Raw genomic sequence first — 25569 nt, 5'->3', positions numbered from 1 at the left:
TATATAGCAGGGTACAACAGGATAGTTTTCAGTTATGTAATATTTAAATTTGATTATCATTTTAAGGATATTGGTTTTCGTTAATATGGTAATGGTAAAATTAAGTGGTTTTGATTTTACGAAGGCAGTAACGTTTGTTGCTGCCTTTTTTGTTTTTTATATTTCTGAACCAAAACAGGGAAGCACAGGATACCGATATCGTTTTAGTGCTTTATCTTTAAAGTTTTAGTATTAAAATTATATTCCAAATGATTTATTTAAAGAAATTGTTGTTATTATTCATTGTTTTAGGATTAAACCTGACTGGTGTTGCTCAGGTAAAATTGCCTGCATTAGTTGGTGATAACATGGTTTTACAGCAAAATTCGAAAGTAAATTTATGGGGATGGGCTTCTCCAAACGAAAAAATAAAAATACAACTAGGCTGGCAAAATAGCCCCGTTGAGATTACAGCAAATGCTGATGGAACTTGGAAAACTGGTGTCAATACACCATCAGGAAGCGAAAAACAATATGATATTACAATCGATGCTTCGAATAAAATTATTCTTAAAAATATTTTAATTGGTGAAGTCTGGATTTGTTCTGGACAATCTAATATGTATTTTCCTGTTGGAAAAGAAGAAGGAACCTGGAAAACCGGAGTGAAAAATTATGAAGAAGAAATTCAAAACGCGGATTTTCCATCAATCAGATTATTTACAGTACAGACAAAAGCTTCTCAAAAACCTTTAGAAGATGTTGCAGGAAATTGGAATGTTTGCTCTCCTTCAACTATTAAATCTTTTTCAGCTGTTGCTTATTTCTTTGGAAGAGATTTATATCAAAATTTTAAAACCCCAATCGGATTGATTTCAACTTCTTGGGGCGGAACTAAAGCCGAAGCCTGGACTTCGCAAACAGTTCTAGAAAGCAATCCAGATTTTCTTCCAATTTTGGAACAAGATGCCAAAAACGAAAAATTGTTTCAGGAAAAATTAGAAACGTATTACGCTGATTTGAAAAAAGAACGCCTTGCAAATAATAATGATATTTCGAAATCGCAGCTTAAAAAACCAAAAAAAGAAGAAAATAAAACCTCTTATGTTTTATACAATGCAATGTTGCATCCGGTAACCAATTATACAATGAAAGGTGTGATTTGGTACCAAGGAGAAAGTAATGCAGAAAAGGCATTTTTGTACAGAACCCTTTTTCCGACAATGGTAAAAAGTTGGAGAAGCGAATGGAATCAAGGTGAATTTCCGTTTTATTTTGTTCAGATTGCACCACACAAAGGACAAAATCCATACATCAGAGAAGCACAATTAATGTCCTCAAAAGTAATTCCAAACAGCGGAATGGTCGTCACAACCGATATTGGAAATGCAGAAAATATTCATCCAATTGATAAACAAACTGTTGGTTATCGTTTAGCTTTAATAGCGAAAGCAAAAACGTATGGAGAAACTAAATTAGTATATTCTGGACCAACTTACAGTCGTATGGAAATCAAAAAACAGCAAATTAAATTGTTTTTTGATGATGTTCCTAACGGATTTAAAAATAGCAACGAAGATTTAAAGGAGTTTGAAATTGCAGGAAACAACAAAGTGTTTTATCCGGCAACAGCCAAAATCGACAAAAAGACAATTATAGTTTCATCTCCAAGTGTAAAAGAACCAGTTGCGGTTCGTTTTGCATGGAAAGCAGTTCCAGAACCCAATTTATTCAATGTTAAAAATTTGCCGGCATCGCCTTTTAGGACTGATGATTGGGTGACAGAGAATGAAATGAAAATGAAGTAAATGCGCATAGTTTGTCATTCCTAGTTCGTCGAAATGACAAGATTGAGCAATAAATGACAAAAAACAACAGAAAAGTAAATGAAAATTAAACCAAAATATCTTTTTTTAATCCTAATAGCTTCATTGTTTAGCGTAACAATGACAGCACAAAAAGACATTCAAAAAGATAAAAAGCATATTGCATCAAAGCCATTATTTCGTGACCCGATTTATGACGGAGCCGCCGATCCAACGATTATTTGGAATGAAAAAGAGAAAAAATGGTTTATGTTTTATACCAATCGGAGAGCAAAAGATTCAACAGCAAAAGGAATTACTTGGGTGCATGGAACAAAAATTGGCGTTGCAACTTCTGAAGATGGTGCAAAATGGACATACAAAGATACTTGTAATATCAATTATAAATTAAAAGATGTAACGTATTGGGCGCCAGATGTCACTAAATATAAGAATAAATATCATATGTATTTGACAATTGTGCCCGGAATTTTTAATGATTGGTATCATCCGCGTTCGATAATTCATTTGACAAGTAGTAACTTAATGGATTGGAATTTTGAATCAGAATTAAAACTAGCTTCAGAACGTTGCATCGATGCTTCAGTTTTTCAATTACCAAACGGAACCTGGAGAATGTTTTACAATAATGAAAATGACGGTAAATCAATTTATTATGCTGATAGTAAAGATTTGTACAATTGGACGGACAGTGGCGTGAAAATCATTAAAGACAGAGGAGAAGGTCCAAAAGTTTTTAAATGGAAAGGAAAAAACTGGATGGTAACAGATTCTTGGAGAGGTTTGAATATTTTTTCTTCTGAGGATTTTTTAAATTGGAAACGCCAAGAAAAAAATATTCTTCAAACCCCTGGAACTGGCGAAGATGATAAAGTAATCGGCGGACATCCTGATGTTGTTATAAATGGCGATCGAGCGTATATTTTTTATTTCACACATCCCGGTAGAACCCCCGAAAATAAAGGAATTGAAAGTTATGAAACGAAAAGAAGTTCTATTCAAATAGCAGAATTGCAATATATAAATGGCGAAATTATCTGTAATAGAGATGAGCCTGTTCAAATAAATTTAAAATAACTTGTTGACTATAAATATTAACACATAGAGACATAGATTTTGGAGGCGTAAAAGAGGTGTTTCACTTGTTTTAACAAACATAGTAGACTATGTGTTAGAAACCAGTTTCTTTTTAAACTCTTTTCTAGAAATAAAATTTATGTTCTATGTGTTGAAAAAAAATGTGAATTACACCCAATGGGTTTAAAATAGTATAAAATGGCAAATAAAAGCACAATTCGAAACGCTTTCAAAATGAAATTAAAACCTGGTTTTGAAGCGGAATACAAAAAGAGACATGACGAAATCTGGCCAGAATTATCGGCTTTGCTTTCAGAAACAGGAATACAGGATTACAGTATTTTTTTAGATGAAGAAACATTGATACTTTTTGCAGTTCAGAAAATCAGTTCGGATTTTGATTTTGATTATTTGCCAAATCATCCAATAGTAAAAAAATGGTGGGCATATATGGGCGATATTATGGATACAAATCCTGATAATTCACCAATTTCGGTTTCATTAAAAGAGGTTTTTCATTTGGATTGAACCTGAAACTTTAAACAAAGAAAACCTGAAACAAAAAGAAAAAAATGAAAACAAAATATTATTTGTCAATAGCTTTTGCAACAGCAATTTTAGCGAATTGCAATGCACAAAAAGTTACTTTAAAAAACGTATCTGATATAGCAGTGCCACAAAAAGCAATCAGCATAAAAAGAAGCCAAATTGCATCAAAATATGTCGCAAATAGTTTTCCAATTTTGATTGCTAAAAATGATACAATTCCGGCACAGTTAAATGATTTAGATGGTGATGGAAAATGGGACGAACTTTTCTTAGTAACTGATTTTGCTCCAAACGAAAGGAAAACTGCAAAATTAACTTGGTCTTTGAAAGATCCGAAATTCCCAATAAAAACAAGCGTAAGATTCGGAAAAAGAGAAGCTAAAGATTTACCCGTTCATCCAGCGACAGAGGAAGTTTTAATGGCAAATCAGGTACATAAAAAACTAGGTTTCCAGAAATACCAAACTGATGGGCCAACTTGGGAAAATGATAAAGTAGGTTTCAGACATTATTTGGATGGAAGAAATTCTAAAGATGTTTTCGGGAAAAGAATCCCTGCTATTACGCCAGAAAATGTTGGAATTAACAGCAAAGGAGCTGTTGAAGATAATTACCACGTAATGTACGATTGGGGAAGAGATATTTTTCCTGTTGGAAATTCTGCAGGTTTAGGCGGTTACGCTTTATTGATAAACGACAAAATCAATCGACTCGGAATTTTGACAAACGACACTTTGAATAATGTCGAAAAAACAACTTTCAGAATCGTGAGCGAAGGTCCCGTTAATTCGGTTTTAAGTTATAAATACGAAAACTGGAAAGCATCTGGAAATAATTATCATGTTCAGGAAACGACTTCAATCTGGCCGGGAATGTACGGTTATGAAAACACCGTTTCCGTAAGTGGACTTAAAGGTAGAGAAACTTTTCTTGCGGCAATTTCAAACATAAACAATAAAAATCCACTTAAGGTTGTAGAGGCTGGTGATTGGGTTTGCTTTATTCAGCATGATTATTTGACCTATAATCGCGAATGGATTTTGGGAACTGCGATTTTGGTTCCGAAAAAAATATACAAAGGTTATATCGAAGCACCAAAAACAGGTCAGTTAACGGATTCTTATTTGGCAAAATTATCAATAGAAAACAATAAGAAAATCAGTTACTATGCCATTGCAGGCTGGGAACTGAGTGCCGATAAAAATTTTAAAGATGCCGCTTATTTCAGCAATTATGTAACCACTTTGGCAAAACAGCTTTCTGCCAAAATAACGGTTGAAATCAGTAAATAAAAATAAAACAATTATAAACTAACACACTAACCATATGAACTATAAATCAACCTTTTTAGCATTGCTTGTGTTCGCATCATTTACAAATGCAAATGCACAAAAAACAGATGCGACAGCGCCATTGCATTTAATGCAGCCTGATTATCCAACTCCATATGTTATTCCGCAAAAGGAAGATATAAAAGTGGTTTTGGACCGAGTTTATAATTTTTTAGATAAAAATTCGGCTTCAAAAATTGTCGATGCAAATACTAAAGCTGTTATTACAGATTATAAAAAAGGCAATCAGGATATTGTTTTTGAACCGGGTGCTTTCAGATTGACCAGTTATGAATGGGGTGTTACGTATGCCGGAATGCTTTTGGTCTCAAAAGCAACTGGTGAAAAATATTTTGCAGATTATTCGAATAAAAGAATACAGTTAATCGCTGATATTGCAGAAAATTATAATGAAAAAAACATCAAGGATAAAGACATGCTGAAAACGCTTCATCCTGAAGCATTAGATTTTGCCGGAGCGCTTTGTGCAGCTTTTATTAAAGCCAAAAAAGACGGTTTAAAAGCCAATATTGATCCTTTGGTAAACAATTACATTGATTTTATCAGCAATAAACAATTCCGATTAAAAGACGGAACTCTGGCAAGAAACAGACCGCAGGACAACACACTTTGGTTAGACGATATGTTTATGAGCGTACCTGCTTTGGCACAAATGGGAAGTTATACTGGAAATGTAAAATACTTTGACGACGCAGTAAAACAAGTGAATCAGTTTTCTGAAAGAATGTTTAATAGCCAAAAAGGGATTTATATGCACGGTTGGGTTGAATCTATGACGGTCCATCCTCAATTTCATTGGGCAAGAGCAAATGGTTGGGCAGTTATGACAATGGTTGAATTATTAGAAGTTCTTCCAAAAAATCATCCCGGTTATCCTAAGGTTTTGGCACAATTACAAAAGCACATCGCGGGATTGGTTCAATATCAAGACGGAACCGGTTTTTGGCATCAATTATTAGATAGAAATGATTCTTATTTAGAAACTTCGGCAACGGCAATTTATGCGTATTCTATTGCTAGAGCAATAAATCGTGGTTATGTCGATAAAATGACATACGCACCAGCAGTTTTATTGGCTTGGAATGCTGTTGCAACAAAAGTTAATGACAAAGGTCAAGTAGAAGGAACTTGCGTTGGAACCGGAATGGGTTTTGATCCTGCATTTTATTACTATCGTCCAGTAAATGTTTTTGCCGCTCACGGTTATGGTCCAGTTTTATTGGCCGGAGCCGAAGTAATTATGCTTTTAAAAGACAGTCAGTTTCAAATCAATGACAGTTCTATTCAATTGAAAATTGAAAGAAAAGATAATCTGCATAAGTAAGTTAGGAGTTATTAGTTATGAATTATGAGTTTTGAAATTCGTTCATAACGTTCTGTTTGTAATCCTTCACTCGTCAGGATGAAATAAAATGCGAAAAACTTTGCGTCTTAGCATCTTCGTGGCAAAACACCAACAAAATATGAAATCAACAATAAATATACTTTTTTTGTTTCTCGGCACAATCGCTTTCGCGCAGATTGGAAAACGATTTCCATCAGAAAAAAAGATAATCAAAGATCCCGTAACAGGTATCGATTTAATTTTTTTAACCACAAAATCAGCGGGAGATTCAAAAACGTATCCAACGCACCCGCAATGGACTTCTGATGGCGAATGGCTCATTTTTAGAACTAAAAGAGCCAACGGAGAAGCTATGGCGGTCAACGAAAAATCAGGTGTAATGGTTCAAGTTACCGAAGGCGGTTATACAGGAACATTATGCATGGCCCAAAAATCAATGAAATTGTATTTTATGCGAAAAGGCGAGGGCGATAAAATGCAGATTATGGAAGTAAATCTCGAAGCTGTTTTTGCCGATAGTGAAAAAGGAAAAATGAAACCTGTGTCAGTTTATGAACGCGTTTGCGGGACTACAAATCCAGAAATGGGCGCTTCTGGCGATATGGCTTTAGATGCTAATGAAGATCGCGTTTATTTCAGAATTGGAAAAGAAGAAGCAGCAAGACATTTGGATCCAAATGTAAAAATTGAAAAGAGTTTTGGACCAAGAAATATGGGCGCAGGACCGGGCGGTATCAGCAGTATGAATATCAAAACCGGCGAAATTAAACACGTCGTTTCAGTGCCTTTTCAAGTTGGACATATTCAATCCAATATTTGGAATTCTGGCGAATTAGTTTTTTGCTGGGAAACTGGCGGAAAATCTCCGCAACGTACATGGACGGTAATGGCCGATGGTTCAGGTTTGAGACCTTTGTATCCAGAATCAGACTTTGAATGGGTAACGCACGAAGTTGTAATTTCTAAAGATGAGGTGGCGATGGCGATTATGGGTCATCGAAAAATTGATATTCAGAAAGATGCTCCCGTTGAAGTTACGTCTAGTACCGAAGTTCGAAATCCTCAAAATCCAGGTCAGGAAAGCAATTGGGGAAATTCTGGAACGAGAGAAAAACCTACAGGTTTGGCAATCGTAAATTTAAGAACACGCAAAATGATTATTGCAGGCCAAACTAAAAGTGGTAGCGGTTTGTGGCATGTTCATGGTTCTTCTGACGGAAGATGGGCTGTTGGCGATGATTTCTCAAGAAGTTTATATTTAATTGACAGAAAGACCAATGAAATGATGATGCTGACAACCGGACATAAAGAAACAGCTGCAGATCACGTTCACCCAACTTTTAACAGAGATGGGACAAAAATTGAAATTCAGTCGGCAATGCTTTCTGAAGATAATAGAACGCTGAATATCTGTATTGTAAATGTTCCGAAAGAATGGCTGAAAAGAAAGTGATTAGTAAAAAGTGAAAAGTAATTAATAAAATGTTTAAAAAGAATTATTCAGTTTTGTGTCGCTTAATTTTCACTGTTTTTATGAGCAATGTGGCGGTTTCTTTTGCGCAAGAATCAGGAAAAATAGATGCCATTTATTCTGGTGTTCCTTGGCTTGACCAAAACGGAAATATTGTAAGCGCGCACGGAGCAAACATTATAAAAGAAAAAGATACATTTTATTTATTTGGAGAAGCGCATAGCGATACCAGCAATGCATTTGCAGGGTTTAATTGTTATTCTTCAAAAGATCTTTACAATTGGAAATTTGAAAAAGTAGCGCTTCCATTGCAAGAATCTGGAAAATTAGGACCAAATCGTGTTGGTGAACGAGTAAAAGTGATGAAATGCCCAAAAACCAATGAATTTGTAATGTACATGCACGCCGATACTTTAACGTATAAAGATCAGTTTGTGGGTTATGCAGTTTCAAAAAATATTGAAGGTCCGTATGAATTTAAAGGTCCGCTTTTATTTGACGGAAAACCAATCAAAAAATGGGATATGGGAACTTTTCAGGACACTGATAATTCGGGATATATTCTAGTTCATGGCGGTGAAATATATAAATTAAGTGATGATTATAAATCGGTTACAGAGAAAGTAAATGAAAATATTACAACCGGATTTGAATCGCCAACTATGTTGAAAAAAGATAATCTGTATTATTTTATTGGTTCGCATTTGACAAGTTGGGAGAAAAATGACAATTATTATTACACCTCAAATTCGATTAAGGGACCTTGGGAATTTCAAGGTTTAATTGCGCCAAAAGAAACTTTGACATGGAATTCACAGTCGACATTTGTTTTGCCAATTCGAGGCTCAAAAGAAACAACCTATATGTTTATGGGTGATCGTTGGTCGTTTCCTAGACAGGCATCTTCAGCGACTTATGTTTGGCAACCTTTGACAATTTCAGGAAAGTCGCTTTCGATTCCGGTTTATCGGGAAAACTGGCAAATTGATTTGGTAACCGGAATTGCATCTGTACCAAAAAGCACAAATAAAATTCTGAAAAACAACAATAAAGAAATTAAATATTCCGGAAATTGGAGTCATACAGATAAAGAAAGTAAATCAGATAATAAAAATGCTTCATTTTCAATAAAATTCAAAGGGCAGCAAATTGGTTTTTCAAGTTTTGTGGGAAATGAAAATGGTTATGCTAAAGTAGTTTTGACAGATGAAAAAGGAAAAAGTATAATGACAGCAATTGTTGATTTGTACAGTAAAAATTCGACAGAAACAACAGTTTACAAATCTCCAATTTTGAAAAAAGATAATTATATTTTGACAGTTTCAGGAACTGGAGAAAGACCAAATTGGTCGGATAAAAGAAAATTAAATTACGGAAGTACAGGATATTATATTTCTGTTACTAAGATTGAAATAAAGAAATAAATAAAAAATAAAACAGCTTACAATGAAAAAGTTTTTCACTTTGGTTTTATGTGTTTTGGGAATTTCTCAAAGTACATTTTCGCAAAAATACTCGAACGATAAATTTCCTGATGGAACTGAAATTCCGGTTTGGTTTAAGACCTACACGAAACTTCAATTAAAAGATTTAGGAAAAAAATACACAATCACTGATTTTGGTGTAAGCAAAGACAGTACAAAAGTTCAAACTGTTGCGATTCAGAAAGTAATTGATAAAGCTGCCGTAAATGGTGGAGGCCTAATCATAATTCCAAAAGGTGTTTTCCTTAGTGGTGCGTTGTTTTTTAAACCAAAAACTGCTTTGTACATCAGCGAAGGCGGAGTTTTAAAAGGTTCTGATGATATTGCTAATTATCCAATTATGCCATCACGGATGGAAGGCCAAAATCTGGATTATTTTCCGGCTTTGGTAAATGCTTATGGTGTTGATAATTTCTCAATTTCAGGAAAAGGAACAATAAACGGAAATGGAAGAAAATATTGGGATGCTTTCTGGGCGCGCAGAAAAGAAAATCCGAAATGTACCAATCTTGAAGTTTCCAGACCGAGATTAGTTTTTGTATGGAATTCTAACAACGTGCAATTTCAGGATGTAAAATTCATTAATTCAGGTTTTTGGACGAATCATTTTTATAAATGCAATAACATAAAAATACTGGATGCTTATATTTATTCTCCACATCAAAAAGGCGACGCTCCAAGTACAGATGCGATAGATCTTGATATTTGCAACAACGTACTTATAAAAGGATCTAACATGTCTGTAAATGATGATGCCATTGCACTAAAAGGAGGCAAAGGACCTTATGCAGATCAGGATAAAAACAATGGACCAAACACCAATATTATTATTGAAGACTGCAAATTTGGATATTGTCATTCGGCTTTAACCAATGGAAGCGAAGCGATTCATAACCGAAATATCATCATGCGCAATTGCGAAGTTGATGGACCATCAATATTGCTGCATCTTAAAATGAGACCTGATACACCACAACTTTATGAATATATCAGACTTGAAGACATTAAAGGGCAAACCAAAAACGGTCTGGCGATTTTAGCATGGAAACAATTTTTCGATTTGAAAGGCCGTCCTGATGTTCCATTATCATACGGAGATAATGTTACTTTAAAAAATATTGATCTTAAATGCGAAATGTTTTATAAAGTAGAAAACGATCCAAATGTGCGTTTGTCAAACTTCACTTTCGAAAATTTGAATATTGAATCTGTTAAAGCTGATATTGATAAAAGTTTGATAAAAGGAGTGACTTTTAAAAATGTTTATGTGAATAAGAAGGTTGTTGAATAAAGGTTAAAAGTTACAGAGTTACAAAGTTCCAGAGGTTTTCTATAGAGGCGCACAGCAGTGCGTCTAACACAAAGTAACCATAAAGTTTGTCATTCCGAGGAACGAGGAATCTCCGCAAGAAACTCCACAATCTAAATCGCCAATCTTTGCCGAGCTACTCGTGGAGATTCCTCGTTCCTCGGAATGACAAAACCGGCGTCAATCCGTTAAACCCGTAAAATCCGTGGCCCAACAAAACCACCAATAATGCAATCTAAAAAATGAAAAAAATACTGCTATCAATTTTCTCGATTTTATCCATAAATGGTTTCTGCCAAAAGAAAAGCACAACCGACTTTTTAATTGCAGATTCAAATAATGCAGTAAATATCTTTATAGACAAAAACACAGATCCTTTAATTATTTGGGCAGTAAATGAATTGGCTGATGACGTTCAAGAATTAATTGGAAAACGACCAGAAATACTTCAAGCAAATTCATTTTCTAAAAAAGGAATTTATATTGGAGAAGTTTCAAGTGCATTGTTTAAAAACAGAAAAGAGCAAAAAGAACTTTTGAATCAATGGGAAAAATTTTCGATTCAAAAGGAAAAAGAAAATTTTCTGATAGTTGGCTCTGATGTTCGCGGAACCGTTTATGCGATTTTTGAAATATCGGAACGTCTAGGAATTTCCCCTTGGAAATGGTGGGCCGATGTTCATCCAATAAAACAGGAAAAACTTGTTTTAAAATTTTCAGATCAAAAAATAGTTTCTTCGCCTTCGGTACAATATCGAGGCATTTTTTTGAATGATGAAGATTGGGCATTACAGCCTTGGGCAGCTAAAACATTTGAACCAGAAACGGGAGATATCGGTCCAAAAACGTACGAGAAAATCTTCCAATTACTTTTGCGTTTAAAAGCCAATACCATTTGGCCAGCTATGCATCCGTCAACAAAAGGATTTTTTACCATTGCCGGAAATAAAGAAATGGCGCAAAAATATCATATTGTGATTGGTTCATCTCATGCTGAACCCATGCTTCGAAATAATGTTGACGAATGGAAACCAAAAATCCACGGTGATTACAATTATTTTACTAATAAAACCCAAGTTGATAAATATTGGCAAGATCGTTTAGATGAATTAAAATCAGCTCAAAATGAAACGATTATGACGCTCGGAATGCGAGGCGTTCATGACAGTAAAATGGAAGGTGCGAAGGATTTGAACGAATCCATTTCGATGGTAGAAAGAATTATTGTGAACCAGCGTGAAATGCTTTCGAATACCTTCAAAAAACCTTTAGCGGAAATTCCACAGGCATTTGTTCCTTATAAAGAAGTTTTGGAATTATACGATAACGGACTTAAAGTTCCGAGCGACATTACTTTGGTTTGGCCTGATGACAATTACGGATACATTCGCCGTTTGAGTAATGAAGAAGAGCAGAAAAGAGCAGGAGGAAGTGGTGTATATTATCACATCAGTTATTGGGGAAGACCACACGATTATCTTTGGCTGAGCACGATGCAACCTGGTTTGATTTGGTACGAAATGAACAAAGCGTACGAAAACGGCGCAAAAAAAATGTGGATTGTTAATGTTGGAGATATAAAACCGGCTGAATATGATATCGAACTTTTTCTGGACATGGCTTGGAATATCAATAGTATAAAATCGGATGGAATTAATCAGTATTTGAATGATTGGGCTTCAAGAGAATTTACGCCTAAAATCAGTTCTCAAGTAAGCGCTATTTTTGAGGAATATTATCGTTTGGCATTTCTTAGAAAACCAGAATATATGGGCTGGAGCCAAACAGAGCCAACAACGCCAGTAAAACTCTCCGATTTTTCAGAAAAAGAAATTTGGAATAGAATAAAGGATTATGATAAACTTGTTGAAAAAATAGACAGTCTTTCTGCATTCATTCCGAAAGAACGAAAAGATGCTTGGTTTCAATTGGCTGTTTATCCCATAAAAGGAGCTGCTTATATGAATCATAAGTTCTTATATTGGAATTTGGCCGCGATAACTTCGGATGAAAAAGAAAAAGCAAAATATGAACTTTTAGCTTCAGAATCTTTCCATAAAATTGAAACACTTACCGATTTTTACAATACGAAATTAAGCGACGGAAAATGGAATAAAATGATGTCGATGCATCCTAGAAATCTTCCCGTTTTTGATTCGGTTAAAAAGCCTGAATTCATCAAAAAAGAACAAAAATCGACAGAAAATAGAATTGCAATTCAAGCCAAAGAATTTGTTTCACAAAAGGGTTTTAAAAATCACAATTGGAAAACAATCAATGGATTAGGATATAGCAACAATGCTATTACTTTGTTTCCCTTGAAACAGCAGTATTTCAAAACAGAAAAACCTTTTGTAATTTATGAATTTGAAATTGAGACTGCTGGAGAATATGAAATAGAAGTTCGTTTGCTGCCAACGCACGCTAACAATTTCGATCATGAAATTGGTGTTCAATTGGATAAAACTGTCTTACAAAATTTTAAAACAAATACGAAAGACAGAGATAAAACATGGAAAGAAAATGTTTTACGAAACAGCGCGATTGTAAAACTTCCTGCATCGAATTTAGAGAAGGGAAAACACACAATCAAAGTTGAGGTGAATCAGACAGGCATTGTGCTAGATCAGGTGGCAGTTTATCCGTCAAGCGAAGGAAGTTCCTACGAAATACCTTTAAAATAAGCATTAAATGATGATTATGAAGTAGTAACAGTTGAGAAAAGGAGAAAAAAAATAAAAAAAATAATTTTTAAAATTTTTGTAATCTGTTGATATAGAGATTTAAAGAAAACAGGTTAAATAATTATTAACTCAAATAGCCAAAACAGTTATAATTTTAACATTAAACGTGCGTTATAGTTCCAGCAAACTTTTATTTTTGCGCCTTAATTTAACAAGTATAAGCATGAAAGATCTATTAGTAAAAATCAACGCCGAAATTGACACATTTAAAGCAGAAGCTGAATCTTTAACTGAAAAAGGTATCAAAGCTGCTGGACCAAGAGCTAGAAAAGCTACTTTAGAAATTGAAAAACTTTTGAAAGAATTCAGAAAAGTTTCTATCGAAGAATCAAAAAAATAATACTTAGGTATTCAAAAACAAAAACCTCGTTTAAGTAATTTAAACGAGGTTTTTTTATTTTAGTCGAAAGTCCAAAGTCGAAAGTGAAATTTACAATTCACCATTAACAATTCACCATTAACCATTAACCATTAACAATTATTTAGGTATCTCGATATAATCTTTCAAATTACAATCTTTTAATTTTTTAAGACTTTCAGCGACCGCCAGTGCATTAAATGCTGCACCTTCGGCTCCCGTATGCGTATGATCTTTTGGGAAAAAGGCTTTTACTTTTTCTTTTCCTAAAGCTTCATATTTTGTGGACACAATATCATTTAAATCAATAAATGGAACCTTTTCTTTTTCGGCAGTAATTTTGGACCAAATTACATACGTATCTGTTCTGCGTTCGGCTTTGTCATTTGGCCATTCGTTTCTTGGTGTCAGACTTAATACAATTGGAATAGCGCCTTTTTCTTTCGCTTCTCTGATGAATTTTTCCATATACCACCCAAAAGTATGTACGATTTCTTTTGAGCCGTCTGGGCGTGTTACTTCTTGCGTTTCATCACCATTTCCTTTTAATGATCCTCTGAATTTTTCTTTGTCAATATCACCCGCATCATTATGCCCAAACTGAATAATAACAAAATTTCCGGGCTGTAATTGGTTTTTTACTTCGTCCCAAAGACCTTCATAAACAAAAGTTCTGGTGCTTCTGCCACCTCTGGCTTTATTGATTACTTCAATTCTAGTAGTGTCACAATATTGCGGAAAAGTAACGCCCCAACCAACAGCATCGGGATTATTGTTGTTGTTGGCCATTGTTGAATCGCCTATTAAAAACACTTTTTTCTTTGGCGGAAGCACAATTTTAGGATCAGCTAAAATGTAATTTTTCAAAGAATTTTTACTTGCTTTCAATTCATTAATAATAACCGAAGCCGAAAGTACCGCGCCTTTAGCAGAAGTATGTGTATGATCTTTTTTGTAGAAATACGTTCCGGTTACTTTTGCTTCGCCGAGTTTTTCCATTTCTACAGCCATTTTTTCATTCAAATTAATGAAAGTAACTTTTTCTTTTTCAGCAATTTGTTTTGCCCATAAACCGTATGATTTGTCGTTTCTCGGAACTTTTCCTTCTTTCCAATCGTTTCTCGGAATTGGCGAACAAATTATCGGAATGGCACCTTTTGATTTGGCTTCACGAACTACTTTTTGAATATACCAGCCGTAGCTGTGAACCGTTTCGTGTTTTTTGGTAATTAAATTGTCTATTTCCTGTGATTCATTTCCAATTCCTTTGATCGTTCCGCGAGCGCGAAGAGTGTCATTTAAAGGCCCATCGTCATTATGCCCAAACTGAATCAAGACGTAATCGCCTTTTTTAAGCTTATTCAAAACTTCAATCCATAAACCTTTGTCCTGAAAAGTTCTGCTGCTGGTGCCACCTAAAGCGTGATTTTCGATATTGACTTTTGTAGTATCTAAAAACTGCCCTATATAATCGCCCCAACCCCAAAGTCCTCCTGCACCGTCACCTTTGCCGTTTTTTACAGTGGAATCGCCAACCATATAAACGGTTGGTTTATTGTTTTGGTTGGTTGTAAAATTGAAAAATAATACTGCTAAAAGTAATGCAGAAAGTATTTTAATTGATTTCATAATTTGAATTGTGAATAGTGTGTATTTATTTAACCGCAAAGGTCGCAAGGGTTTACGCGAAGTACGCAAGCTTTGCGAACTTTGCGGTTTCTCAATGCAAAGAGATGAAAATCTTAGCGTGCTTTGCGGTTAAAATGATATAGTTTTTCAACCTGAAACTTGAAACAAAGAAATCTTGAAACAAAAAAATTAATTTCTAAAATCAAACCACAAATTCATCTTAATTCCGTCGTCACCGCTTTTAATTCTGATGTTTGTTGGCTGGCTTTGTGGCCCTTGTTGCTCCAAAGGTTTGAAATCTCTCATGGCCGGAATTTCATACATAAATGAAATATCGCCTTCTGGAAATGCCGGTTGCGGATTACTTCCTGGGAAACCATTTTTAGGCAAATCAGGTGTAAACAATCTTAAGAATAAATTATCAGATTCACTGAAAACTTTAAATGATGAAGCGCCTGCTTTTAAGTTTGCTCCCAATAAATTGGCGTGATAACCTTTAAATTCTGGATAAACTAGATTTTCGAAACTTTCTCCGGTAATCGTATTGTTATACTCTTTCTCCCAGATTCCGTATGTTGTTCCTTTAATTCTGTTTTTCCAAACATGATAAGGCCCTCTTCCAAACCATTTAATTCCAGTAACATCTTTTTCAGGAAAACTGAACGTAATTCCGAAAGAGTTGATTTTATCTTCAAAGAAAGCGCCGTCAAAACCATCAAAACCGCTTGGTGCTTTTTCGTTTTTAAGAACGACCATTTCCATTTTGAATCTTCCGTCTGGTTCCATAGTCCATTTAATTGAAGAGATTCCGCCAACATATGAAACCGTACAAACCGCTTTATCGCCTTCCTGAGCAACCTGAATGTCTTTCAATTTCGCTTTCATTCCAATAGGTCGTGGGCCATTTGTCAACGGAATTGTGGAAGTTGCATTTTTAACCGATGTAATTTCTCCATTTGCTGAACTCAAAACAACCGTAACATCTCCACCTTTTAAAGTAACTTCAGTTCCTGTTTTTACAGCCGATGCTTTTGCTTTTGTATTTTGAACCGCTAAAAATTTGTTGGCATAAAATAAAGCTTTGTGAATAGGCCATGTCCAAGTATAAATTTCTTTGCCAAATTGGTCGTAAGCAGAAATTGACAAAACATCGCCTTCTGCAAAATTGTTAGGAACGGCAAGCTGAATTTTGCGTGTTTCTCCCGGATCAATACTCGGAATTTCGATTTTTCCTCCGCTTATTTCTTTGGCAGTTCCAGTCGTATAAAGCACATTTTTATCTGATTGTAATACTTTGAATTCCATTTTGCAAGTATTCAAATTACTGAAAAGATAGTCGTTTTTGATTAAAAAAGAACCGTCAAAGCCTTCTGTAACTTGTTTTGGTTGAAACTGAATTGGCGCCCAAACTTCTTTTACCGTATAATAACTTCCTTCTCTTTCACGATGCGGACCTAAAATTCCGTCAGCTGCCAAAGAACCTTTTGAATCAAATTTTGCATCACCTTTCCAATCTGAGCGAAAAACAGCTTCGTCCAACATCGCCCACATAAATCCTCCTGCAAAAAGCGGACTTTCTTTGTAACGATTCCAGAAATCTTCCAACGCCGCGCCATGCCCGTTGTCATACGTTCCGTGCATAAATTCGGTTGGGAAAAACACATTTTCGCCGGCATTAAATCGGTGCATTCCCGTTAAGTAAGTCGGGTAGTGGTGCGTGTCCCAGCCATTAAAATCAGCCCAAGGGTGAATCACGATTCTCTTTTGCGGATCAAGATCTGCAAAGACTTTATCAGTATCATAATTCCATCCGCCTTCATTTCCGTTGTCCCAAATAATTACTGAAGGATGATTTACATCGCGCGTAATCATTTCAGTCGCTAATTTTTTTCCAGTTTCTGTATCATAAGAATTTTGCCAGCCAGCCAATTCGTTCAAGACAAAAAGACCAAGAGAATCGCAAACTTCCAAGAAGTGCGTATCTGGCGGATAATGCCCACGAACGGCATTCATATTCATGTCCTTGATTAATTTTCCATCCAGTTCGCTAATGCGTTTGCTCGTACTTCTTCCGCCTTCTGGCCAGAAAGAGTGACGGTTAATTCCTTTCATAATGATTTTAGTGCCATTAAGATAAATTCCGTCTTGTTTTTTAAACTCCAAAGTTCTGAAACCTATTCGTTTGTCATATTGATGAACAGCAGTTCCGTTTTGTTTTAAAACCAATTGTAAATCATATAAATTTGGATTTTCTGGATTCCATGGTTTGATGTTTTTCCATTGTGCAGCAATACTTTCTTTGGTTGCTTTTGCTTTTATTGGAAAAGTAAAAGTTTGAAAATTTTCTCCGTTTAAACCTTTTAAAGTTGCTTCTAAAGTGGTGTTTTTAGAAACATTTTTCAAATTCAAATCAACTGTAATCGAACCATCCATTTTTGGGTTTACAGCAATATTTTCAATATGAGTTTTTGGCGAAACTTCTAACCAAACCGGACGATAGATTCCTCCAAACAGCCACCAATCCGCTCTTCTCTCAGCTGCATTTACTGATTTATTTGCCGAATGTTTCCATACGTGTACTTCTAAAATATTTTTCGAACCATATTTTAAAAGAGATGAAATATCATATTTGAACTCATAAAAGCCGCCCTGATGAATCGCTCCGGCCAGTTTTCCGTTTACTTTTACTTCCGTATCCGTCATCGCACCGCCAAAAGCGATCAAAACATCTTTTCCATTATAAGATGCCGGAACTTCAAATTCATATTTGTATAAACCTTCTTCTTTGCTTGGCTCTTTTTGGTTCAATTCCTTGTACCAGCGACCATAAGTATATTCGCCAAAACCTTCTAATTCCCATTGAGAAGGCACATTTATTTTTGACCAAGTTTTGCTGTTGTTTCCTTCGGTACAATAAAAATCCCATTTTACAGGATGTTCAAAATCTTTTCCTGAAAGATAAACTTTATCGGTTTGCTGCGCATTGCTGTTTTGGGTCAGAAAAAGCGAAAATGCAAGGATGGAGAGATTTTGGATAGTGTTTTTTAGTAGCATAGTAAAGTGATTCATTGATGGTTAATTGCCATCTGGTTTAACAATTTCAAATCGGGCGCTCATAGGCAAAGTCCAGCTTGAAATGAAATTTGGTTTCTTCGGATTATAATCTGGTGTTTCTTTTTTGATGTGTTTTTTTAACGGAGTATCCAATTCACGAATTCCCTTTAAAACACAAAGGGCAATTTCGTTGGCTCCAAATCCATTAAAATGAGTATTGTCGTCTAAGGCTTTTTCCTGTCCCGGAAAAGTATTCGCAGGATATTGTACAAAAGCTTTTCTAGAAGGTTCGTCGCCCCAAGTTTCGTATAACTCGGTTGTCATTTTTGTTATGTCAATCAAAGCGATATTGTTTTTTTGAGCAACAGCTCGCATGGCAGCAGGAAAATCTCCGTGTGTTTCTTTTAAAGTTCCATTTTCGTTAAAAAATCGACGCTGTGTTGGTGTCACCAAAACTGGAATCGCACCTTTTTCTTTAGCCGAATTTACAAATTCAGCCAATAAAGTCGAGTAAGATCCAAAAGCGCCATTGCCTTCGCCTTTTATTTTCTCGTCGTTATGCGCAAATTCCACAAACAAATAATCTCCTTTTTTTATTTCTGAAAGTATTTTTTTCAAACGATTTGCTCCTTTAAACGAACTTAATGATGAACCAGAATAGGCATAATTTGCAACCACAATATTTTGATCAAAATAATTGGTAATGAATTGTCCCCACGATGCCCAAGGTTCAACATCTTGATCTGTAACCGTTGAATCTCCGGCAAGATATACAACGGTTAGATTGTCTTTTCTAGTTATTTTCATACTTTGGATAAAAGCTTCGCCTAAAAATTCAAGTGTCAGTTTATTGTCCCAGTTTAAAATTTCTTTTTCACGGTCTTTTAAACTGATATTGGTTTGATCGTCAATTTTAATATTTCGGACATTGACATTAATAGTCTGAGTGATTTTTTGTCCTTTTTTTACAACAAATTCGTTTAGCATTAATCGTCTTGATTCTGCTTTTATGGTCACTTTTGAATCTTTTTCGGTGCTTCCTATTGTAACTTCAACTTGATAATTGCCTTCCGGAACGGCAACTGAAAAGTAAGTTGGTTTTGTAACTGAGAAAGAATTCGCATTGATTTTTACATTCGAAGCCGAATTAAAATCAAAGCCAAAACCTTTTGTATCTGTATAAACTAATGCATTGTCTATTAAAGTGTTTTTTTTGCTTTTTGGCAAATTTCCAAAGACAAAAAGCTGTGATTCTGCATTGTTTTTTATGCTGTCATTTTTATTTTCTGAAGAAGAATAAACAGTATTATTGATAGGCAAATTAGAATGCATAGCAAAGAACTGATTCGGTATTGCCAAACAAACAACCATCGATAAGAAAGTACTGATTTTTACCAATTTTTTGAGATTTTAATTTTTTTATTTTCAAACTTAATGGTTCATTTTTGATATAGTATCCTGTACTATGATGTTAAAAAGAATTTAAAAACGCTAAAAATTAATATACTTTTTATATTTCGTAAATCAGGAAGGTACAGGATAGTATACCACAAAAAAACAAAGAAATTGCATCATAATTATTGAATTGATAAAAAAAAGCGATTTTAATTTTATTTAATTCTTATTTAGTTTTAGCCCTTTTTTACTGCTTTATGAAAACAAAAAAATATTTTTTTATAACGTTTTTAAGTTTGTTTTTTTTATTTCCTGTCTTGACTTTTGGACAAAATAAAGAAGTTCGCAAACTGCATTATGCGCCAGAAGAAAATAGTTTTGTTTTAAAAAATGGCACGCGAAAATTCAATCGAGCTTTATATGGTTCGAATACCGGATTTCGAGTTGAAACAGGCGATTTGCCAGAATTTGCCATGTACATGCCGGGAATGGGAGGAAACTTTAAATTCGGAATTGTAAACGGAAAAGAGAGCAAATGGATTACTGAATCTTCTAAAATTGATACGCGTTACGTTTTAGGAACAATGCATTACACAATTGAAGATGCGATTTTAGGAAGCGGAAAATTATTTGTTGATGTTGTTGCTTTAAAAGAAAAAGAAGGTTTTATTGTAAAAGTTTATGGAAATTCGGTTTCTAAAAATGTGAATATTATTTGGGTTTTTGGTGGCGCAACTGGAAAGAAATTTAGTCGTGACGGCGACATAGGTGCCGATCCGGAATCGGTATTTTATTTACAGCCTGATTATTGTCTTAATAATAAATACACTTTGCAGAAGCAGTCTTTTTTGCTGGAATACGGTTCTGAAAGCAACAAACAGAAAACAGGAAATAATAAAACTTTAAGTGGCTTTTTTCCCGAATCGAAAGTGGTTTTGGCAAACGCAAAAAATCAAAATTCACCTTTAGAATTATATAATTCAAGTGCAGAAAATTTGCCGGTTATTTCAGGTAACACAAGCAGTATTTCTGAAAAAGCAATGTATTGGCTTTTTTCTCCAGAAGAAATAAAAACGGTTGTTTCTCAAAAACAAATGGCGCAGCTTTATGAAAAATCAGTTCAGGAAACACAGATTTTGGCAAATCGAGTTAAAGTCAAAACGCCTGATCCTTATATCAATAATTTAGGAGCTGCACTTGCAATTGCTTCTGATGGAATTTGGGAAAATCCAGCGTATCTTCATGGCGCAATTGCGTGGCGAATGTACTTAAATGCTTGGCGTGGAGCATATACAGCAGATCCGTTAGGATGGCACGACAGAGCAAAAACTCATTTTACAAGTTACAGTAATTCGCAAGTAACTTCGCCAAAAAGTGGTCCGATTGTTTTTGATGAAGAAAAAAATCTGGCACGCCAAAAAGAAGAAATAGGAACTTCAATGTTCAGCAGTGGTTACATTTCCCGAAATCCAAATAAAAATACTGTTGCGCATCATTATGATATGAATTTGGTTTTTATTGATCAGATGTTGCGACATTTTAAATGGACGGGTGATGTTGCTTTTTTAAAGGAAATGTGGCCCACAATTGAACGTCATTTAAATTGGGAAAAAAGGAATTTTGATCCGGATAACGACGGACTTTATGATGCTTACGCCACAATTTGGGCAAGCGACGCTTTGCAATATAGCGGTGGCGCCGTAATTCATTCTTCGGCTTATAATTATTATGCGAATAAAACGGTCGCTGAATTGGCAAGAAAAATTCAAAAAGATCCAACTCCTTACGAAAACGAAGCGGCAAAAATTTTAAAAGCTTCAAATGAACAGCTTTGGCTTTCTAAAAAAGGAATTTTTGCCGAATATAAAGATGCTTTAGGAAACAGATTATTGCACGATTCACCAGGAGTCTGGAGCATTTATCACACGATAGATTCAGAATTGTCAAATCCTTTTGAGAGTTATCAAATGCTGAATTATGTAAATAATCAAATTCCGCATATTCCAGTTACGGCAGATGGATTAGATAAGAAAGAGCTGTATGTAATCAGTACAACAAATTGGCAACCTTATACTTGGTCCATTAATAATGTGGCTTTGGCGGAGCAATTGCATACTTCACTAGCATTTTGGCAAGGTGGACAGCCGGAAAAAGCTTTTAAAATTTGGGAAAGTGTTTTGATCGAAAGTATGTATTTGGGCGCTTCTCCGGGAGGTTTTGAACAGCTTTTGTATCAGGATAAAATGCGTGGCGAATTGTATCGTGATTTTGCTGACCCAATCGGAATGGCATCTCGAACTTTGGTCGAAGGACTTTTTGGAATTAAGCCTGATGCGGTTGCAGAAGTTTTGACGATTCAGCCCGGTTTTCCATCAGAATGGAACGAAGCGTCTTTAGAAGTTCCGGATATTTCAATTGCTTTCAACAGAAAAAATAGACAAGATAATTATCATATTGAAAACCATTTTGCACCAAAAATGAATTTGAATTTGATTTTGAATGCCTATTATGACGGAATTGACAGTATTAAAGTAAACGGCAAAAGTGTTTCATGGAAAGTAATTCCCGAAAGTATTGGAAATCCAAGAATCAGTATTGAAGTTTCGTATAATGCAATTTATGATGTAGTTGTTAATTGGAAAAGTGGCACTTTGGCAACAATGATTACTAAAGATTCATACAATTCTGGAGATGCTTTAAATATTCTTATTGGAAAAGGAGAAATTGTTTCCGTTTATGATCCGCAGGCGGTTTTGGGTGAAATTGTAAAATCAGAACGAACTTTTCAATCAATTGTAAATGGCGAGGGAAATAAAACATTTTTCATTCAATTAAAACAAGGTGATTTTTCTTGGTGGAAATCAATTGAATTTACTTTAAAAGGCAACAAAGAGTTAGAGAAAGTGACAGATTGGGATATTCCTTTGGAGAAATCAGAACGAGCTGAAACCATTTCGCTTTCTTCTTATTTCAATGCAAAAGTGATAGATATTTTTACGAATGAATATTTATCTCCAAGGCCACAAACGGTGACTTTACAGCTTCCAAAACAAGGAATTGGAAATTGGTGTTATCCTAATATTTCGGTAAAAATTGATGATAAAGGTTTGCGTGAAAAAGCAAAACAAACTGGAGAAATTAAGGCCTCAAACGGAATTCCGTTCAAGACACCTTCAGAAGAAAATCAGAAAAATATCATTTTTACTTCGATGTGGGATAATTATCCGAAAAGTAGTGATATTCCGTTAAACGGAAAAGCTTCACATGCTTATTTTATGATGGCTGGAACAACAAACCCAATGCAAAGCCGAATCACAAACGGAGAAATTGCAGTAAATTACAGCGACGGAACATCTGAAATTTTAGAGTTGAAAAACCCAGAAAACTGGTGGCCAATCGAACAGGATTATTTCGTTGACGGACTTGCTTTTACAACCGATGCGCCGAAACCGCCAAGAGTATATTTGAAAACCGGAGAAATTTCAAGGGATTTTACAGATTTCACCGTAATAAAAGGATTTACAAATTATGGCGTTGACGGTGGTGCTGGAACAATTCTGGATTTGCCATTAGATAAAAATAAAACATTGAAAAATATGACTCTTAAGACAATTGCCAATGATGTGGTGATTGGTTTGATGAGTGTTACTTTAATTAGATAATTTTTTTAATTAGAAAATGTGTCAATTTGATAATTGTCAAATGTAAAATGAGCCTTTTTGAAACTTAAACTTGAAAACTGAAACCAAAAAATAACCAAATGAAAAAATATCAATTAATTACTTTATTTCTCTTTGCGATTTCGTTGTCCGCTCAAAAAATAGATCGAAAAGCATTAGTAAATCGTCACAATGTTCAAATCACAGCTATCGATACTTTGGCTTCTTTGACAGTTGGAAATGGTGCTTTTGCCTTTACGGTCGATGCAACGGGATTGCAGACTTTTCCGAAAACTTATCAAAACGGAATTCCGTTAGGAACGGAGTCGGAGTGGGGTTGGGACAGTTATAAAAATACGGAGAATTTTAAGTTTTCTGAGACTTTAAAAGAGTATCAGCAGTACGGAAGAAATATTTCGTATACCGTTCAGATTAAAGAGCCAAAAAGAAAAGTCGATGCTATAAATTGGTTCAGACAGAATCCGCATTTAGTCCAATTGGGGAATTTGGGTTTTGAAATTTTGAAGAAAGATGGAAGTCAAGCAAAAGTTTCAGATATTAAATCAATTTCTCAAAAACTGAATTTATGGACAGGCGAAATTGAAAGTTATTTTGAAGTAGAAGGAATTCCTGTAACGGTTTTAACAGCTTCCCATCAGGAAAAAGATGCAATTGGCGTAAAAGTAAAGTCCGATTTACTACAGCAAAAACGCTTAAAAATTAGTTTGAGAATTCCGTTTCCAACTGGTGACTGGTCAGATTTCGGAACTAAATATGAAGGAACGCAAAATTATACAAGTACATTAAAACAAAAATCAAAAACTGAAGCTGTTGTAACGCATGTAATGGACAGTATTTCGTACAACGTTGATTTAATGTGGAAAGGAAATGCCCAAATTAAAAAAACTTCAGATCATTATTTTGTTGTGGAAGTCTCAAACACCAATACATTAGAATTGAGTTGTCTTTTTGCTTTGGCAGAAAATAAAACTGAAAACTCTTCTTTTGAAAATATTCAAAACAGCAGTATAAAAGGCTGGGAAAATTTCTGGAAAAGCGGTGCAGCAGTTGATTTTTTTGGAAGCACAGATCCGCGTGCGAAGGAGTTGGAACGAAGAGTGATTCTTTCGCAATATTTGACAAAAGTACAATGTACAGGAAAAGTACCGCCTCAGGAAACCGGTTTGACATATAATAGCTGGTACGGAAAACCGCATTTAGAAATGCATTGGTGGCACGGTGTTCATTTTGCACTTTGGAACCGAGCAGAATTGTTGGAAAAAAGTCTTCCTTGGTATCAAAAAGTTTTTGATAAAGCTAAAAATATTGCCAAAAGACAAGGTTTTGAAGGCGCAAGATGGCAAAAAATGACTGATCCTGATGGAAATGAAAGCCCGTCATCTGTAGGCTCATTTTTGATTTGGCAGCAGCCGCATTTTATAACTTATGCTGAATTGATTTATCGTGCAAATCCAACAGCTGCTACCTTGAAGCTATATAGTGAACGCGTTTTTGCAACCGCCGATTTTATGGCTTCGTTTGCAAATTATGATGCTAAAAACGATCGTTTTGTTTTAGGCCCGGGCGTTATTCCGGCTCAAGAACGCTTTAAGGCGATGGAAACTTTTAATCCAACTTATGAATTGGCTTATTGGAATTGGGCATTAAAAACGGCAATTTCATGGAAACAGGGGTTAAACCAAGATGTGCCTGAAAAATGGGAAAAAGTTTTGGCTAAATTATCAAAACTTCCGGTTTCTGGAGATGTCTATCTGGCAACAGAAAGCGCAACAGATTCGTATACAAATCCAGAATTCAAAACGGATCATCCATCAGTTTTAGGAACTTTCGGAATGCTTCCTGAAACTTCTCTTTTGGATAAAAAAATCATGAAAAATACTTTTGATTTGGTATGGAAAACGTGGTCATGGGACAAAACTTGGGGTTGGGATTTCCCGATGACAGCAATGACCGCAGCAAGATTAAATATGCCAGAAAAAGCTATTGATGCCTTGTTTATGAATGTAACCACAAATACGTATTTGAAAAACGGACATAATTATCAGGCAGAAAGATTGACATTATATCTCCCAGGAAATGGCGGATTATTAACAGCCGTTGCCATGATGTGCGCCGGCTGGGACGGAGCAATTGAACCAAATCCGGGTTTCCCAAAAGATGGAACCTGGAAAGTGCAAAGCGAAGGATTCCAAAAGATGTTTTGATTTCTAAGATTCTAAGGTGCTAAGATACTAAGGTTCTAAGTTTTTGTCATTCCGAGGAACGATAGAAATAAATTAAAAAATCTGCGTCAATCTGCTAAAATCATTTTAAATCT

The 25569-nt window shown here is 35.1% G+C and carries 15 protein-coding genes; 12 read left to right on the top strand and 3 right to left on the bottom strand.

Annotated elements, in window-relative coordinates:
* The first annotated feature begins 248 nt into the window (after window positions 1-248).
* From ACWA1B_RS17235 to ACWA1B_RS17190, 10 genes are all read left to right on the top strand, one after another.
* A complete protein-coding gene (locus ACWA1B_RS17235) occupies window positions 249-1787 on the top strand; it encodes a sialate O-acetylesterase (RefSeq protein ID WP_456909008.1) in 1539 nt (512 codons plus the stop codon).
* Between the two features lie 78 nt (window positions 1788-1865).
* On the top strand, window positions 1866-2882 hold the full coding sequence (locus ACWA1B_RS17230) for a family 43 glycosylhydrolase (RefSeq protein WP_456909006.1): 1017 nt from the start codon (window positions 1866-1868) through the stop codon (window positions 2880-2882).
* A 198-nt stretch (window positions 2883-3080) separates the two neighbouring features.
* The gene (gene rhaM, locus ACWA1B_RS17225) at window positions 3081-3410 is read left to right on the top strand and encodes an L-rhamnose mutarotase (protein WP_456909004.1); all 330 of its coding nucleotides are present in this window, start codon (window positions 3081-3083) and stop codon (window positions 3408-3410) included.
* Window positions 3411-3454: 44 nt separating this feature from the next.
* A complete protein-coding gene (locus ACWA1B_RS17220) occupies window positions 3455-4723 on the top strand; it encodes a DUF4861 domain-containing protein (protein WP_456909002.1) in 1269 nt (422 codons plus the stop codon).
* Window positions 4724-4757: 34 nt separating this feature from the next.
* Window positions 4758-6107, top strand: a complete 1350-nt coding sequence (locus ACWA1B_RS17215) for a glycoside hydrolase family 88/105 protein (protein ID WP_456909000.1) — start codon at window positions 4758-4760, stop codon at window positions 6105-6107.
* A gap of 139 nt (window positions 6108-6246) precedes the next feature.
* Window positions 6247-7581: a hypothetical protein gene (locus ACWA1B_RS17210; protein WP_456908998.1), complete on the top strand. Its 1335-nt coding sequence runs from the start codon at window positions 6247-6249 to the stop codon at window positions 7579-7581.
* A gap of 80 nt (window positions 7582-7661) precedes the next feature.
* Window positions 7662-9023: a family 43 glycosylhydrolase gene (locus ACWA1B_RS17205; RefSeq protein WP_456908996.1), complete on the top strand. Its 1362-nt coding sequence runs from the start codon at window positions 7662-7664 to the stop codon at window positions 9021-9023.
* 22 nt (window positions 9024-9045) lie between these two features.
* Window positions 9046-10374, top strand: coding sequence for a rhamnogalacturonidase (locus ACWA1B_RS17200; protein ID WP_456908994.1), 1329 nt, complete (start codon window positions 9046-9048; stop codon window positions 10372-10374).
* Window positions 10375-10634: 260 nt separating this feature from the next.
* Window positions 10635-13076, top strand: coding sequence for a glycosyl hydrolase 115 family protein (locus tag ACWA1B_RS17195; protein ID WP_456908992.1), 2442 nt, complete (start codon window positions 10635-10637; stop codon window positions 13074-13076).
* A 223-nt stretch (window positions 13077-13299) separates the two neighbouring features.
* On the top strand, window positions 13300-13476 hold the full coding sequence (locus tag ACWA1B_RS17190; RefSeq protein ID WP_026729959.1) for a histone H1: 177 nt from the start codon (window positions 13300-13302) through the stop codon (window positions 13474-13476).
* Between the two features lie 138 nt (window positions 13477-13614).
* Here ACWA1B_RS17190 and ACWA1B_RS17185 read toward each other — a convergent pair whose 3' ends face one another.
* The 3 genes from ACWA1B_RS17185 to ACWA1B_RS17175 form a co-directional block, all read right to left on the bottom strand.
* Window positions 13615-15123, bottom strand: a complete 1509-nt coding sequence (locus tag ACWA1B_RS17185) for a rhamnogalacturonan acetylesterase (protein WP_456908990.1) — start codon at window positions 15121-15123, stop codon at window positions 13615-13617.
* Between the two features lie 189 nt (window positions 15124-15312).
* Entirely contained in the window at window positions 15313-18177 is a 2865-nt protein-coding gene (locus ACWA1B_RS17180) for a glycoside hydrolase family 2 protein (RefSeq protein WP_456908988.1), read from the bottom strand.
* Window positions 18178-18198: 21 nt separating this feature from the next.
* Complete coding sequence (locus ACWA1B_RS17175) at window positions 18199-19575, bottom strand: rhamnogalacturonan acetylesterase (protein ID WP_456908986.1); 1377 nt, start codon at window positions 19573-19575, stop codon at window positions 18199-18201.
* A gap of 293 nt (window positions 19576-19868) precedes the next feature.
* Here ACWA1B_RS17175 and ACWA1B_RS17170 point away from each other — a divergent pair, with 293 nt between their 5' ends.
* Both ACWA1B_RS17170 and ACWA1B_RS17165 read left to right on the top strand, forming a co-directional pair.
* Window positions 19869-23234, top strand: a complete 3366-nt coding sequence (locus ACWA1B_RS17170; protein WP_456908984.1) for a DUF4450 domain-containing protein — start codon at window positions 19869-19871, stop codon at window positions 23232-23234.
* 98 nt (window positions 23235-23332) lie between these two features.
* On the top strand, window positions 23333-25456 hold the full coding sequence (locus tag ACWA1B_RS17165) for a hypothetical protein (RefSeq protein WP_456908982.1): 2124 nt from the start codon (window positions 23333-23335) through the stop codon (window positions 25454-25456).
* Window positions 25457-25569: the final 113 nt, after the last annotated feature.

It is taken from the genome of Flavobacterium xizangense (assembly GCF_054075145.1).
This window is presented reverse-complemented; position numbering and strand designations above follow the sequence as displayed.